General features: G+C 65.3%; 13 protein-coding genes. 5 read left to right on the forward strand and 8 right to left on the reverse strand.

All coding sequences use genetic code 11. The features are described from left to right. Positions 1-25: 25 nt before the first annotated feature. The 5 genes from AWB78_RS03940 to trxB form a co-directional block, all read right to left on the reverse strand. Complete coding sequence (locus tag AWB78_RS03940; protein WP_062602477.1) at positions 26-349, reverse strand: rhodanese-like domain-containing protein; 324 nt, start codon at positions 347-349, stop codon at positions 26-28. Positions 350-404: 55 nt separating this feature from the next. Next, entirely contained in the window at positions 405-1,058 is a 654-nt protein-coding gene (locus AWB78_RS03945; protein ID WP_062602478.1) for a protein-L-isoaspartate O-methyltransferase family protein, read from the reverse strand. 126 nt (positions 1,059-1,184) lie between these two features. Then, positions 1,185-1,772, reverse strand: coding sequence for a trimeric intracellular cation channel family protein (locus AWB78_RS03950; protein ID WP_198399211.1), 588 nt, complete (start codon positions 1,770-1,772; stop codon positions 1,185-1,187). Positions 1,773-1,794: 22 nt separating this feature from the next. Further along, positions 1,795-2,622 (reverse strand): Smr/MutS family protein, encoded by an 828-nt coding sequence (locus AWB78_RS03955; RefSeq protein WP_062602482.1) that lies wholly within the window; start codon positions 2,620-2,622, stop codon positions 1,795-1,797. 210 nt (positions 2,623-2,832) lie between these two features. After that, positions 2,833-3,828, reverse strand: a complete 996-nt coding sequence (trxB, locus tag AWB78_RS03960) for a thioredoxin-disulfide reductase (protein ID WP_062602484.1) — start codon at positions 3,826-3,828, stop codon at positions 2,833-2,835. Positions 3,829-4,225: 397 nt separating this feature from the next. Between trxB and AWB78_RS03965 the strand changes: the two genes are divergently transcribed. Next, positions 4,226-6,553 (forward strand): DNA translocase FtsK, encoded by a 2,328-nt coding sequence (locus AWB78_RS03965; RefSeq protein ID WP_062602486.1) that lies wholly within the window; start codon positions 4,226-4,228, stop codon positions 6,551-6,553. A 44-nt stretch (positions 6,554-6,597) separates the two neighbouring features. Next, positions 6,598-7,278, forward strand: a complete 681-nt coding sequence (lolA, locus tag AWB78_RS03970) for an outer membrane lipoprotein chaperone LolA (RefSeq protein ID WP_062602944.1) — start codon at positions 6,598-6,600, stop codon at positions 7,276-7,278. 45 nt (positions 7,279-7,323) lie between these two features. Here lolA and AWB78_RS03975 read toward each other — a convergent pair whose 3' ends face one another. Both AWB78_RS03975 and AWB78_RS03980 read right to left on the reverse strand, forming a co-directional pair. Further along, positions 7,324-7,800: a hypothetical protein gene (locus tag AWB78_RS03975; protein WP_063958935.1), complete on the reverse strand. Its 477-nt coding sequence runs from the start codon at positions 7,798-7,800 to the stop codon at positions 7,324-7,326. A 264-nt stretch (positions 7,801-8,064) separates the two neighbouring features. Then, complete coding sequence (locus AWB78_RS03980) at positions 8,065-8,976, reverse strand: LysR family transcriptional regulator (protein ID WP_062602946.1); 912 nt, start codon at positions 8,974-8,976, stop codon at positions 8,065-8,067. A gap of 117 nt (positions 8,977-9,093) precedes the next feature. On the opposite strand from AWB78_RS03980, the gene speB reads away from it, so the two are divergent. After that, entirely contained in the window at positions 9,094-10,110 is a 1,017-nt protein-coding gene (gene speB / locus AWB78_RS03985) for an agmatinase (protein WP_062602494.1), read from the forward strand. 67 nt (positions 10,111-10,177) lie between these two features. On the opposite strand, the gene cytX is transcribed toward speB, so the two are convergent. Beyond that, on the reverse strand, positions 10,178-11,497 hold the full coding sequence (gene cytX, locus AWB78_RS03990) for a putative hydroxymethylpyrimidine transporter CytX (RefSeq protein WP_062602496.1): 1,320 nt from the start codon (positions 11,495-11,497) through the stop codon (positions 10,178-10,180). Positions 11,498-11,717: 220 nt separating this feature from the next. Here cytX and AWB78_RS03995 point away from each other — a divergent pair, with 220 nt between their 5' ends. Together AWB78_RS03995 and serS are read left to right on the forward strand one after the other, a co-directional pair. Further along, complete coding sequence (locus tag AWB78_RS03995) at positions 11,718-13,034, forward strand: replication-associated recombination protein A (protein WP_062602948.1); 1,317 nt, start codon at positions 11,718-11,720, stop codon at positions 13,032-13,034. 126 nt (positions 13,035-13,160) lie between these two features. After that, positions 13,161-14,459, forward strand: coding sequence for a serine--tRNA ligase (serS, locus tag AWB78_RS04000; RefSeq protein ID WP_062602498.1), 1,299 nt, complete (start codon positions 13,161-13,163; stop codon positions 14,457-14,459). The last annotated feature ends 79 nt before the right edge of the window (positions 14,460-14,538 follow it).

A 14,538-nucleotide genomic window follows, 5' to 3' on the forward strand; every position in this document is an offset into this window, starting at 1 on the left:
GGATGGGCGCGCCGTCCGGAAGAAATCAGTACGTGGGAACCGACGGATCGACCTGACGCGACCACGCATCGATGCCGCCGTAGAGATTGAACATCTGCGTGAAGCCGCGCGATTCCAGGAACATCGCGACCTGCGCACTGCGCGCGCCGTGATGGCAGATGCAGACGATCTGCGCTTCGTCGTCGAGCTCCTCGCTGCGCGCGGGGATGTCGCGCATCGGAATCGTCACGATGTTGGCCATCTGCGCCGTCTGGATTTCCCACGGCTCGCGCACGTCGAGCAGAACGGGAGCGGGGCGCGAGGTATCCGCGAGCCACGCGGCGAGTTCGGGTGCGGTGAGGTTTTGCATGGAGATTCCTGCAGGATGCGCGCTGCCGGACGGGCAGGCAGCGCGCTTTCGGCTGTTAGAACTTGAACAGCGACGGATGCACCGCGTTCGTGAGCGGCGCGACGAGCGTCTCGAACACGTCCGACACGCGGAACTGCTTTTCATCGACGCGCGTGATGATCTGCGCCTTCATGACGGGCGCCGAGCCGACGAACGCCGCAATGCGCCCGCCGATCTTCAGTTGCTCGAGAAACTCCTGCGGCATGACCGGCAGGCCGCCCGACACGCAGATCACGTCGTAAGGCGCGCCCTGATTCCAGCCGAGCGCGCCGTCGCCGGTGATGACCTCGACGTTCGCCACGCCGTTTGCAGTCAGGTTCTGCTTCGCGAAATCGGCGAGTTCCGGCGAGATTTCGACCGTGGTCACGCTGCGGCCGCGATGCGCGAGCAGCGCCGCCATATAGCCGGAGCCCGTGCCGATTTCCAGCACGGTTTCGCCCTTGTGAACCGCGAGTTCCTGCAGGATGCGCGCTTCGACCCTGGGCGCGAGCATGCGCTCGCCGCCGGACAGCGGAATTTCGAGGTCCGCGAAAGCGATGTTGCGGTACGCGGCGGGAACGAAGTTCTCGCGCTTGACGATCGTGAGCAGATTCAGCACGTCCTGGTCCAGCACTTCCCACGGACGAATCTGTTGCTCGATCATGTTGAAACGCGCTTGCTCGATGTTCATGTTCTGTGTGCGTAATGGCGACCGGAGGCAGGCGTGCATCGCGGCCGGATGCGGGGCTAGAAAACTACGGGATTGTAGCAAAAGGACGGGTTTTCCCGCCTGTTTCGCGCATCGGGCCGGCTGGCGCTAGTGCGGCAGCCGGATATCGAACTTGAAGGTGACGAGCCGCGCGAGCAGGATGAACGCCGTCGAAATGAGCACGTTGTAGATCGTGTCGACGTCGAGCCGGTCCAGCCCGAGATAGATCCAGCAGCCCGCGAACGCGCACACGGCGTAAGGGCGCGAGTCGCGCAGGATCAGCGGGATTTCGTTGCACAGCACGTCGCGCAGCACGCCGCCGAACACGCCGGTGACGACGCCCATCATCGTCGCGGTGAAGGCGGGCATTTGCGCGTCGAGCGCGATCGAGGTGCCCGACACGCTGAAGAGGCCGAGCCCGACCGCATCGGTGACGAGCAGCGCACGCTGGTCGAAGAGGCGCGATGTCACGCGGAGAAAGAGCGGCGCGAAGATGGCCATCGCGAAGATGAAGAGCACGTAATCCTGATGCTCGACCCAGTAGAACGGGCGGCGCGAGAGCAGCACGTCGCGCACGGTGCCGCCGCCGAACGCCGTGACGAGCGCGACGAGAAAGGCGCCGACCGCGTCGAGCCGGCGCTTGCGCGCCTCGATGAGTCCCGAGAAGGCGTACGCGAAAATCGCGAGCGCCTCCATGACGGCGATGGCGAGGCTGAGTCTAGGATGCACTGTCCGGCCCGGGGTGAGGGTGTTTCCCGAGGCTCTTGTCCTGCGGATGATTGTGATGACGCGGCGCGCCGCCCGGCTGCAGCAGCACGAGCACGGCGCCCGCGCCGCCGTCGTGCGGGCGCGCCTGACAGAACGCGATCACTTCCGACTTCTGCACGAGCCATGCGCGCACCTTGCCCTTCAGCACCGGCTCCTTGCCGATGGACCCGAGCCCCTTGCCGTGGATCACGCGCAGGCAGCGCAAGCCGCGCTTCACCGACTCACGGATGAACGCCGCGAGCGCTTCGCGCGCTTCCTCGCGGCGCATGCCGTGCAGATCGAGCTGCGCCTGAACGATCCACGCGCCGCGCCGCAGCTTCCTCACGACTTCCTGGCTGATGCCGGGACGGTAGAAGGACAGCGTTTCGTCGATGTCGAGCAGGCTTTCCGGGTCGTATTCGTCGGAAAGCGCTTCCTGCAGCACGGCTTCCTCGTCGCGCTGGCTCTGCAGCGGCACGGGCGGGGGCGGCACGCGCGTGACGGTCGTGCGCGGCGGCGTCTTGAGCGGCTCGACTTCGCCGATCGCGCGGCGGAACTCGTCGGCATCGGCGACGGCTTCGCGCTCGGCGCGCGCCGCCGCGACGCGCTGCACTTCGCGTTTCGCGGCGTCGGCCTTGAGCGCGCTCTTCAGCGACGAAAGTCCGCCGAAGCCTTCGCGTTTCACGGCGGCGGCAACATCGCGCGCATCGAGCGGCTTCGCTTCAGCGGGCGCGGCCGGGCGCGGCGCGACCTTCTGCCGGGCTTTCGGTTCGTTCGGGTGAGGGAGATTCTTCGGCATCGTTCGGCCAGCGAAAATCGTCAAGGAACGTGAGCGGACACGACGCATTGCGCGCCGATTGTGCCACGCGCGCGCCGCGTGCCGGATGCCGGCGCATGAAACGATGGCCCGCGGCTACGGCCCGCGCGCGTCGAAACAAAAACGGGCCGGCGGTGCGAACCGTGGCCCGTCGTTCGTGCGGACGCGCCGTCTCGCGCCCGCGCGGGTCGATCAGCGATCCGCTTCGTGGCTCATCGAATGCGGCGTCGGCGTCTCGTTGATGGTCTCGAGATAGCGTTGCGCGTCGAGCGCGGCCATGCAGCCGGTGCCCGCGCTCGTGATGGCCTGGCGATAGACGTGATCCTGCACGTCGCCCGCCGCGAACACGCCGGGGATGCTCGTCGCGGTCGCGTCGCCGGTGGTGCCGCCCTTCGTGATGATGTAGCCGTTCTTCATCTCGAGCTGGTTGACGAAGAGATCGGTGTTCGGCTTGTGGCCGATCGCGACGAACACGCCCTGCAGCGCGATGTCCGTGGTCTTGCCCGATTGCGTGTCCTTGATGCGCAGGCCGGTGACGCCGGACTGGTCGCCGGTGACTTCGTCGAGCACGTGGTTCCACTTGATGTCGACGACGCCTTCCTGCTCTTTCGCGAGCAGGCGGTCGATCAGGATCGGCTCGGCGCGGAACTTGTCGCGGCGATGCACGACCGTCACTTTCTTCGCGATGCCCGCGAGGTAGATGGCTTCCTCGACGGCCGTGTTGCCGCCGCCGATCACCGCGACTTCACCGTTGCGATAGAAGAAGCCGTCGCAGGTCGCGCAGGCCGACACGCCCTTGCCCATGAACGCCTCTTCCGACGGCACGCCGAGATATTGCGCCGATGCGCCCGTCGCGATGATGAGCGAATCGCAGGTGTACTCGCCCGAATCGCCGATCAGGCGCAACGGACGCTCGTTGAGCTTCGCGGTGTGGATGTGATCGAACACGATCTCGGTGTTGAAGCGGCGCGCGTGTTCCTCGAAACGCTGCATCAGTTCGGGCCCTTGCACGCCCGACGGGTCCGCCGGCCAGTTCTCGACGTCCGTGGTGGTCATCAGCTGGCCGCCTTGCGCGAGGCCGGTGATGAGCAGCGGCGACAGGTTCGCGCGCGCGGCGTAGACGGCGGCGGAGTAGCCGGCGGGGCCGGAACCGAGAATCAGCACTTTGGCGTGTTTGGGCGAAGACATGATGATGGTCCGTTATTAATGGTCGGCTCGGAAGTGCGCCGGTTGTGCGTTTTACGGCGCTCCGTCGATAACTGTCGGGCAGCAATATCGACGCCAGCCGCGCGGCGCGTAGCCGCGAGAACGCGCCGGAGCGCTTCCGATGAACCGTATCTAGGTGCAAAAGGGGGATTATAAAGGCCGCCGGAAAAGCCTTCCGAATGAACCTTTCAATCGGATTGATAGGCGGCGGGCGCGGCGCCGGCCGCATGACGGGCGCGTGACGAGTGTTACAGGTTGCAAGTACGTGCCCGGTTTTGCGCCTTTCACCGCAATGCAGCGTTTACAATAGGCCACCGTTCCATGCGGCCTGTGCATAGGCGCGAGGCCGCAAAAAGCGACACAACGCGACACCGAATCAATGGCCAAAGCAACCTATTCCGCGAGCCCGCAGGCATTGCCGCACCGCATGTCACGGCTCTTCACCGAGATTCGCTGGATTCTCCAGGTCGCGCTCGGACTGTTCCTCGTGATGGCGCTTCTCTCGTACAGCCGCAAGGACCCGAGCTGGACGCACGCCGTGAGCGTCGATCACATCGCGAACTGGGCGGGGCGTGTCGGCGCATACACGTCGGACATCCTGCTGCTCATCTTCGGACTGTCCTCGTACTGGCTGATCGTGCTCCTCGCGCGGCGCATCGTCGCGAACTATCGGCGGCTCGTTCAGCAGACCGCGCAGCCGCCCGTCGCCGATGAAGACGCGCCGAAGGACCGCACCTGGCTCGCCGAGGCGTTCGCTTTCGTGCTCGTGCTGCTCGCGAGCGACGGCATCGAGGCGCTGCGCATGTGGTCGCTCAAGGTGCAGTTGCCGCGCGCGCCCGGCGGCGTGGTCGGCGACGTGATCGCGCGGCATGTCTCGCATGCGCTCGGCTTCACGGGCGCCACGCTCTTTCTGTTGATCGCGCTCGCGATCGGCTTGTCGATCTATTTCCGCTTCTCGTGGCTGTCCGTGTGCGAAAAGGTCGGCGACGGCATTCTCAACGCGATCACCGGCGCGCAACTGCGCCGCGAAGCCGGGCGCGACCGCAAGCTCGGCGAAGCGGCCGCGGTCAAGCGCGAGGGCAAAGTGGTGCGCTCGCGCGAGAAGAGCGAGGATCACGAGCCCGTGATGATCGTGCCCGCGGCGCCCACGCCCGCGCGCTCCGAACGCGCCGAGAAGGAAAAGCAGGTGCCGCTCTTCAAGGACCTGCCGGGCGATTCCACGCTGCCGCCGCTCGCGCTGCTCGATGCGCCGCCGAAGACGCAGGAAACCATCGCCGCCGATACGCTCGAATACACGTCGCGTCTCATCGAGAAGAAGCTGAAGGATTTCGGCGTCGAGGTGAGCGTGGTCGCGGCCTATCCGGGGCCGGTCGTCACGCGCTACGAAATCGAGCCCGCGACGGGTGTGAAGGGCAGCCAGATCGTCGGTCTCGCGAAGGATCTCGCGCGCTCGCTGTCGCTCGTGTCGATTCGCGTCGTCGAGACGATTCCGGGCAAGAACTTCATGGCGCTCGAACTGCCGAACCAGCGCCGTCAGACCGTGAAGCTCTCTGAAATCCTCGGCTCCGAGGTCTACGCGAACGGCGCCTCGCCGCTCACGATGGGCCTCGGCAAGGACATCGGCGGCAATCCGGTCTGCGCCGATCTCGCGAAGATGCCGCACCTGCTCGTCGCGGGCACGACCGGCTCGGGCAAGTCCGTCGGCATCAACGCGATGATCCTCTCGCTGCTCTACAAGGCGAGCGCGGAACAGGTGCGCCTCATCCTCATCGATCCGAAGATGCTCGAAATGAGCGTCTACGAAGGCATTCCTCATCTGCTGTGCCCGGTCGTCACCGACATGCGGCAGGCGGGCCACGCGCTCAACTGGGCGGTCGCGGAGATGGAGCGCCGCTACAAGCTCATGAGCAAGATGGGCGTGCGCAATCTCGCGAGCTTCAACACGAAGATCGACGAAGCGAAGAAGCGCGACGAAAAGATTCCGAACCCGTTCAGCCTGACGCCGGACGAACCCGAGCCGCTCACGCGCCTGCCGAACATCGTCGTCGTGATCGACGAGCTCGCCGACCTGATGATGGTCGTCGGCAAGAAGGTGGAAGAGCTGATCGCGCGGATCGCGCAGAAGGCGCGCGCGGCGGGCATCCATTTGATTCTCGCGACGCAGCGTCCTTCGGTCGATGTGATCACCGGCCTCATCAAGGCGAATGTGCCGACGCGTATGGCGTTCCAGGTGTCGTCGAAGATCGATTCGCGCACGATTCTCGATCAGCAGGGCGCCGAGTCGCTGCTCGGCATGGGCGACATGCTGTATCTGCCGCCGGGCACGGGGCTGCCGGTGCGCGTGCACGGCGCGTTCGTGTCGGACGAGGAAGTGCATCGCGTGGTCGACAAGCTGAAGGAGCACGGCGAGCCGAACTATATCGAGGGCATTCTCGAAGGCGGTCTCGCGGGCGACGGCGATGAAGGTTCCGCGGGCGCGGGCGGAGCGGGCGGCGCCGATGGCGAAGCCGATCCTTTGTACGATCAGGCGGTCGAGGTCGTCATCAAGAACCGGCGCGCGTCGATATCGCTCGTGCAGCGGCATTTGCGCATCGGCTATAACCGGGCGGCGCGCCTGCTCGAACAGATGGAGAACTCGGGGCTCGTCTCGGCGATGTCGTCGAACGGCAACCGCGAGATCCTCACGCCGGCGCGCGACGCGGAATGACGCGTCTCATCACGCGCGGCGGGCATTACATGGAGAACAAGACGATGAAGCAATACACGGGGCGCACGGCGATCAAGGCAATCGGTGCGGCGATGTTCTCGGCGTCGATGCTCTTCGCATCGCACGCATTCGCGAGCGGCACGGAACAGTTGAAGGCGTTCGTGTCGCAGGTCCGCGCGGCGCGCGGCGACTTCACGCAGCAGGAGATCAAGGCGCCGGGCAAGGCGAACAACGGCGCGACGTCGACCACGGTGCCGACCAAGGGCGCCACGTCGAGCGGCACGTTCATGTTTGCGCGGCCGGGCAAGTTCATCTGGTCGTATCAGAAGCCGTACTCGCAGATCCTCCAGGCCGATGGCGACAAACTCTACGTCTATGACAAGGATCTCAACCAGGTGACCGTGCGCACGCTCGGCGGCGCGCTCGGCGCGAGCCCGGCGGCGATCCTCTTCGGCAGCAACGATCTGGAAAAGAACTTCAATCTGCGCGATGCGGGCGAGAAGGGCGGCATCGACTGGCTCGAGCTCACGCCGAAGTCGAAGGACACGCAGTTCGAGACGGTCGGCATCGGCTTCAAGGACGGCAACCTGCAGGCGATGGAGCTGCACGACGTCTTCGGCAACGTCACGCTGCTCACGTTCTCGAACATCCAGAAGAACCCGCCGATCAAGAGCGATACGTTCAAGTTCACCGTGCCGAAGGGCGCGGACGTGATCAACGGATAAGACGCTGCTGCGCGGCTCCGAGCGGGCCGCGCGATCCTGCATCAGTCAACGATAGCTCGTGACGAGCGTCACCGCGGTGCCGGACGGCGGGGCATCGTCCTTCGTGCGCATCGACAGCGTGCCGCCCATCGCGCCCACGAAATATGCGCCGCTCGGACCGGGCTTCACGACACGCCCCTTGTGATCCGTGAAGCTGGCGGTCAGGGCGTCCGCGGTGCGCGCCTGGCCCACCACCGACAGCGACACGTCGGCATTGGTCGGACTGTACGGCATTGGCAGGAAGCTCACAAAGGTGGTGCCGCCACTCGTGCCGGTTATCTGGGTCGGCGCCGCGGTCGAGCCTTGCGCGTGCGCAGCAGACCCCACGGACATCGCAAACGACGGCGCCAGAATTGCGCCGATGAACGTGACGGTGCCGCCCGCCGCCGCGGTTGCTTCGCCCGCGATCGAAAAACACGCGGTCGCGCTCATCACGGCGATTTTTCCAATCAGTGCTGCAACTCTCAGGTTCGCTGTGTTCATCTTTTCCCCCATTGAAAAGAAGGTCGTCTGCTTTATCGCGGCTGCATATCCGGCACGGCAGGAACGCACATCGGGCCGTCCGGGGGAGGTCGGTGGTCTTATTTTTGAGATGTGTGCCGACAGATATTAGGAGAATTCGTATTGGTGGGGCAATACGAATTTGATAGTTAAACTGTAAAAATAGGTGTTATTGGTCTGGGGGCATTTCTGCTGTCAATTAACTTGATTAGTGGCAGTTAAATCGACATGCGCTTGCTGTGAATATCAGGCGTGGGCGGCTTGCATGTCGGCGATGAATGCCTCCACGATCTCGTGCTTCGCACCGCGCGCGACATTCCCGCGCTCGGCGCGCGTGACCATCTGAAACGCGACGCGATAGCGCATCGACTTCGGGTTCAGCGGCGCGAGCAGACCTTCCTTCACGTAGGGCGCGGCAAAATGCTCGGGCAGATAGCCGAGATGGCGTCCCGACAGCACGAGCATCGCGACGGCCTCCATGTTGTCCGCGACCGCGCCGATCTTGCGCGGCGTGAGTTCGCCCGCTTCGGGCAGCGGATAGCTGCGCCACGCCCAGTCGTGCTCGAACGCCTGCGCGACGCCGACGCGTCCCGCGCGCGCGAACAACGGATGCTCGCGTCCGCAGTACGCCAGTTGATCCTCCGCGAAAATCTCCGTGTATTCGAGCGACGGCACGCGATGCCAGAAGTAGCCGATCGCCATCTGAATCCGCTCCGACAGCAGCATTTCCTCGAGCTCGCCCGGCGAGCGCACGAGCACCGCGAAGCGCACGGATTCGTCGCGCTGCCGGAAGCGAGCGATCGCCTGGCTGACGCGCGCGTTCGCGCTGACCGGCGTATTGCCGATCATCCCGAGCGTGAGCGTGCCGACGAGCTTCTTGCCGACGTTGCGCGCAGTCGAGTCGAACGTGTCGATGGCTCCGAGCAGCGTCCGGCACGCCTCGACGAACTGCTCGCCGCGCGAGGTCAGCGCGAAGCCGCCGCGCCCGCGCTCGCACAGCCGGTAGCCGAGCCGCGTTTCTAGAGTGGCGAGCTGCGTGCTGATGGTCGACTGGCCGACGTTGAGCGTCGCCTGTGCCGACGAGACGCCGCCCGCATCGACGATGGCGAGAAACACGCGGATCAGGCGCAGATCGAGATCGGAGAGATGAGTGAACATGGGCGCCGCCGCCGATACATCGATGGACATCGATGTGAAGTTAATTTCATCGCCATTTTAACTTCGCCCGGAAGCGGCTATTAATTGTCAGGTGACCACTCGCATTCATCTGACGCCATGAATACATCCTCGCTTTTCGCGCCGGCCGAGCACTTCGATTCGCACTTCCTCGAACAGCGCGCCGAGCGCCCGCAGCCGCTTTCAGGCAACCAGATGCCGCGCTGCGGCGGCATCACGACGATGATGCGCCTGCCGCACGTCCAGTCGGCGCAAGGGCTGGATGCATGCTTCGTCGGCGTGCCGTTCGATCTCGGCACGTCTAACCGCACCGGCGCTCGCTTCGGTCCGCGCCAGGTGCGTAGCGAGTCCGTGCTGCTGCGCCCCTACAACATGGCGACGCGCGCCGCGCCCTTCGATTCGCTGCGCGTCGCGGATATCGGCGATGTCGCGATCAATCCGTACAACCTGCTCGATTCGATCGACCGCATCGAGCGCGCGTATCGCGAGATCCTGAAGCACGGCTGCAAGCCGCTCACGCTCGGCGGCGATCACACCATCGCGCTGCCGATCCTGCGCGCGATCCACGCGAAGCACGGCAAGGTCGGACTGATCCATATCGATGCCCACGCCGACGTCAACGACACCATGTTCGGCGAGAAGATCGCGCACGGCACGCCGTTTCGGCGCGCGGTGGAAGAAGGTCTGCTCGACTGCTCGCGCGTCGTGCAGATCGGCCTGCGCGGAACGGGCTACGAGGCCGGCGATTTCGACTGGTGCCGCGAGCAGGGCTTTCGCGTCGTGCAGACGGAGGAATGCTGGAACAAGTCGCTCGCGCCGCTGATGGCCGAAGTGCGCGCGCAAATGGGCGATGGCCCCGTCTACATCACGTTCGATATCGACGGCATCGATCCGGCGTTCGCGCCCGGCACGGGGACGCCGGAGATCGCGGGACTCACCGTGCCGCAAGCGCTGGAAATCGTGCGCGGCGCGCGCGGGCTGAATATCGTCGGTGCGGATCTGGTGGAAGTCGCACCGCCGTACGACCCGTTCGGCACGACCGCGCTGCTCGGCGCGAATCTCGCGTTCGAACTGCTGTGCGTGCTGCCGGGCGTGGAGTATCGGGCGTCGAAGTAACGCGGTAGTTGCGTGCGCTGATAGTGAAAAGCCGCCATTCGGCGGCTTTTCTTCTTGAAGACGCCTATCAGGCGTATGCGCGACGCCTTCCCGACACGAGCAGCAGATAGCACACGGCGCCGAGCGCGAGCGCGGGCAGCGTCGCGCCGAGATTCGGCAGCCATTGATTGATCGCGTGATACGCGGCAATCCCGATGCCCCACGCGATGAACGCGCTCACGTGCCAGCCGCCCGAATAGCCGTAGCGGCCATCGACAGACCCGAGCGCGGCCGTATCGATGCGGCGCTTTCTCACGATGAAGTGATCCGCGAGCACGACGCCGAAAAGCGGCGCGAACACCGAGCCGATCAGGAGCAGGAAGTTCTGGTACTTGCCCATCTCCACGACGAGCGCGACCAGCGTGCACAGCGCGCCGAACGCGCACGAGAGCATCGGCACGCCGGCGCGCGCCCAGAACGTGCCCGTTGATACGGCCGCCGAGTGGATATCGGCGAAGGCGTTGTCGGTTTCGTCGATCAGGATGAGAAAGAGCGCGAGGCCGCCGCCTGCCTGCGCGAACGCGGTGGTGAGAAGCGCATCGCCGCCGCCTGCCGCGAGTCCGTAGATCGCGCCGAGCGCATAGAACCACAGATTCGCGATGCCGTAGCCGAAGAGCGTGCCGCGAAACGCGCCGCCGGGACTCTTGCCGAAGCGCGTGTAATCGGCGATCAGCGGCAGCCATGACAGCGGCATCGCGACGACCAGATCGATGCCCGCGCCGAACGCCATTTCGCCGGTTCCGGCGCGCGCCATCAGCGCGGCGAGATCGTGCTTGGCGAGCAGATTCCACGTGAGCCAGCCCGCGCCGCCGAGCAGCAGCCAGATGCCCCAGGTCCGCAGGAAGCGCCGCACGAACGAGAGCGGGCCGCTCACCGCGAGCAGTGTCGCGAGCGCGCCGAAGATGAGCGTCCAGACGAGCGGCATCGAGAAGTGGAACGACTGCTTCGCGAGGGCTTCGGCGGAATCGCGCATCACGATGATCTCGAACGAGCCCCAGCCGACGAGCTGTATCGCATTGAGCACCGCGGGCACCGACGCGCCGCGCACGCCGAGCGTCGGCCGCAGCGACGACATCGCCGCGAGCCCCGTATCGGTGCCGACGACGCCCGCGAGCGCGAGCAGCACGACGCCGATCACCGTGCCGATGACGATCGCCGCGAGCGCATGCGGCAGCGATAGGCCCGGCACGAGCAGCGCGCCCGCCTGCGCGACCAGGAGGCCGATGCCGAGCGAGAACCACAGCGCGAAGGCGTCGCTCGTGCCGAAGGCGCGCCGCTCGGGCGGCACGGGCGTGAGCGGCGCGTACGTGGCGCTGCTGTCGATATCGCCGAGAGTGTCTTGCTGCATGGAATAGCGTCCCTATATTGTCTGGTCGAGCCGAACGTGTCCGCGCGCGCGGCTGTCATAATTATCCGATTCTGCGGTCCGATTGCCCCGCGCGACAACCTGGCCGAATGGCCGATGCACGAGCGCGCTGCAAAAGGGCAAGATTATCGCCGCGTTTGGCTCAACCGCGCTCGTCGATCCGATCGAGCGCCTTCGCGCATCCATTGCGCCCGACAAGCACATGTTCGAAGAAAACCGTGGCACCGTTCCGCTCGCGGAGCGCCTGCGCCCTCGCACCATCGACGACGTGATCGGCCAGAAGCATCTGCTCGGTCAAGCCAAGCCGCTGCGCGTCGCGTTCGAATCCGGCGAGGCGCATTCGATGATTCTCTGGGGCCCGCCCGGCGTCGGCAAGACCACGCTCGCGCGCCTCATGGCCGATGCGTTCCATGCGCAGTTCATCTCGCTTTCGGCGGTGCTGTCCGGCGTGAAGGATATCCGCGAGGCCGTGGAGACCGCGCAGATCCATCGCGCGAACGGGCATCAGACGCTCGTGTTCGTCGACGAGGTGCATCGCTTCAACAAGAGCCAGCAGGATGCGTTCTTGCCGCACGTCGAATCGGGGCTGTTCGTATTCGTCGGCGCGACGACGGAGAATCCGTCGTTCGAAGTGAACAGCGCGTTGTTGTCGCGTGCGGCGGTGTATGTGCTGAAGAGCCTCGACGCCGACGAGCTGAAGGAGCTGCTCGAGCGCGCCACCAAAGAACTCGGCGGCCTGACATTCACCGACGAAGCCCGCGACGCGCTGATCGGCTCCGCCGACGGCGATGGCCGCAAGCTGCTGAACAACCTCGAAATCGTCGCGCGCGCGGCGGCGCAGCAAAAGCAGACCGACGTCGACGGCGCGTTGCTCGGCAGCGCGCTCGCGGAGAATCTGCGGCGCTTCGACAAGGGCGGCGACGCGTTCTACGACCAGATCAGCGCGCTGCACAAATCGGTGCGCGGCAGCAATCCCGACGCGGCGCTCTACTGGTTCTGCCGCATGCTCGACGGCGGCGCCGATCCGCGTTATATGGCGCGGCGCATCGTGCGCATGGCGTGGGAGGATATCGGTCTCGCCGATCCGCGCGCCGCGCGCATCGCGCTGGATGCAGCGGAAACCTACGAGCGGCTCGGCACGCCGGAAGGCGAACTGGCGCTCGGCCAGGCATTGATCTATCTGGCCGTCGCGCCGAAATCGAACGCCGGCTACAACGCGTACAACGAGGCGCGGCGCTTCGTCGGCAAAGATCAGTCGCGCGGCGTGCCGGTACATCTGCGCAACGCGCCGACCAAGCTGATGAAGGAACTCGGCTACGGCCACGAATACCGCTACGCGCACGACGAGCCCGATGCCTACGCGGCCGGCGAAACCTATCTGCCCGACGGCATGCGCGATCCGCACTGGTATCAGCCGACACCGCGCGGGCTCGAAGGCAAGATCGGCGAAAAGCTCGCGCGTCTCGCGGAACTCGACGAAGCGTGGCGGCGCGAGCATCGCGACGAGAAGAAGCGCTGAAATCGCCGCCGTTCGTTTCGCACGCGGGCCAATGGCGTTTCGCCATGCGCACCGCCGATTGCGCCCGTCGCGCGATGACCGTGCGCTAAAATCGGCGTTTCCGATTACTTAACAAGCAGCCCCGCCATGCTCGACATCCAACACCTCCGCAAAGACCTGGACGGCGTCGCGAAGCGCCTCGCCGATCGAGGCTACACGCTCGACGTCGCCGCCTTCGCCGCGCTCGAAGCCGAGCGCCGCGAGATCCAGACCCGCACCGAAGAGCTGCAGGCGCGTCGCAACAGCCTGTCGAAACAGATCGGCGCGATGAAGGGCCGCGGCGAGGACACGTCGGCGGTGATGGCGGAAGTGGGCGGCATCGGCGACACCATGAAGGAATCGGCGGCGAAGCTGGAAGACATCCAGAAGCGCCTGTCGGACCTGATGCTGACCGTGCCGAACCTGCCGCACGAAAGCGTGCCGGTGGGCAACGACGAAACGCAGAACGTCGAAGTGCGGCGCTGGGGCACGCCGCGTTCGTTCGACTTCGAGATCAAGGATCACGTCGATGTCGGCGCGCCGCTCGGCCTCGACTTCGAAACCGGCGCCAAGCTCTCGGGCGCGCGCTTCACGCTGCTGCGCGGTCAGATCGCGCGGCTGCATCGCGCGCTCGCGCAGTTCATGATCGACACGCACACGGAGCAGCACGGTTATACCGAGGCGTACACGCCGTATATCGTGAATCCGGAGATCCTCTACGGCACGGGCCAGCTGCCCAAGTTCGCCGACGACATGTTCCGCGTCGAGAAGGGCGGCGACGAGAACACGGTCACGCAGTACCTCATTTCGACGTCGGAGATCTCGCTCACCAACACCGTGCGCGACGGCATCCTCGAAGCGAACGCGCTGCCGGTGAAGCTCACCGCGCATTCGCCGTGCTTCCGTTCGGAGGCGGGCTCGTATGGTCGCGATACGCGCGGCCTGATCCGCCAGCATCAGTTCGACAAGGTCGAGATGGTGCAGATCGTGGCGCCGGAGCATTCCTATGCCGCGCTCGACGAGATGGTCGGTCAGGCGGAGACGATTCTGCAGAAGCTGGAGTTGCCGTATCGCGTGATTACGCTCTGCACGGGCGACATGGGCTTCTCCGCGGCGAAGACGTTCGATCTCGAAGTGTGGCTGCCTGCGCAGAACACCTATCGCGAGATTTCGAGCTGCTCGAATACCGAGGCGTTCCAGGCGCGTCGCATGCAGGCGCGCTTCCGCAATGCGCAGGGCAAGCCTGAGTTCGTGCACACGCTGAACGGCTCGGGGCTCGCGGTAGGACGCACGCTCGTCGCGGTGCTGGAGAACTTCCAGAACGCCGATGGCTCGGTGACCATTCCGGCGGTGCTGCGTCCGTACATGCGTGGTGCAGAAAGAATCGAAGTTTCGACGTCGGTCTGACGTTAATTTTCAAAAAGGGGCTTGGAAACGTCAGAAGACTTCGATATACTTTCGTTCTTCGTTGAGCAACGACCCGCTT

The sequence above is a fragment of the Caballeronia calidae genome (assembly GCF_900044055.2).
GTDB lineage: Bacteria > Pseudomonadota > Gammaproteobacteria > Burkholderiales > Burkholderiaceae > Caballeronia > Caballeronia calidae.

Bases quoted from the DNA above. Each gene is read 5' to 3' on its own strand.
- lolA (WP_062602944.1), top strand. From the start codon at position 6,598: ATGAAGCAATACACGGGGCGCACGGCGATCAAGGCAATCGGTGCGGCG.
- AWB78_RS03955 (WP_062602482.1), bottom strand. From the start codon at position 2,622: ATGCCGAAGAATCTCCCTCACCCGAACGAACCGAAAGCCCGGCAGAAG.
- AWB78_RS03950 (WP_198399211.1), bottom strand. From the start codon at position 1,772: ATGGAGGCGCTCGCGATTTTCGCGTACGCCTTCTCGGGACTCATCGAG.
- AWB78_RS03995 (WP_062602948.1), top strand. From the start codon at position 11,718: ATGTTCGAAGAAAACCGTGGCACCGTTCCGCTCGCGGAGCGCCTGCGC.
- trxB (WP_062602484.1), bottom strand. From the start codon at position 3,828: ATGTCTTCGCCCAAACACGCCAAAGTGCTGATTCTCGGTTCCGGCCCC.
- AWB78_RS03940 (WP_062602477.1), bottom strand. From the start codon at position 349: ATGCAAAACCTCACCGCACCCGAACTCGCCGCGTGGCTCGCGGATACC.
- AWB78_RS03965 (WP_062602486.1), top strand. From the start codon at position 4,226: ATGGCCAAAGCAACCTATTCCGCGAGCCCGCAGGCATTGCCGCACCGC.
- AWB78_RS03945 (WP_062602478.1), bottom strand. From the start codon at position 1,058: ATGAACATCGAGCAAGCGCGTTTCAACATGATCGAGCAACAGATTCGT.
- cytX (WP_062602496.1), bottom strand. From the start codon at position 11,497: ATGCAGCAAGACACTCTCGGCGATATCGACAGCAGCGCCACGTACGCG.
- AWB78_RS03980 (WP_062602946.1), bottom strand. From the start codon at position 8,976: ATGTTCACTCATCTCTCCGATCTCGATCTGCGCCTGATCCGCGTGTTT.
- AWB78_RS03975 (WP_063958935.1), bottom strand. From the start codon at position 7,800: ATGAACACAGCGAACCTGAGAGTTGCAGCACTGATTGGAAAAATCGCC.
- speB (WP_062602494.1), top strand. From the start codon at position 9,094: ATGAATACATCCTCGCTTTTCGCGCCGGCCGAGCACTTCGATTCGCAC.
- serS (WP_062602498.1), top strand. From the start codon at position 13,161: ATGCTCGACATCCAACACCTCCGCAAAGACCTGGACGGCGTCGCGAAG.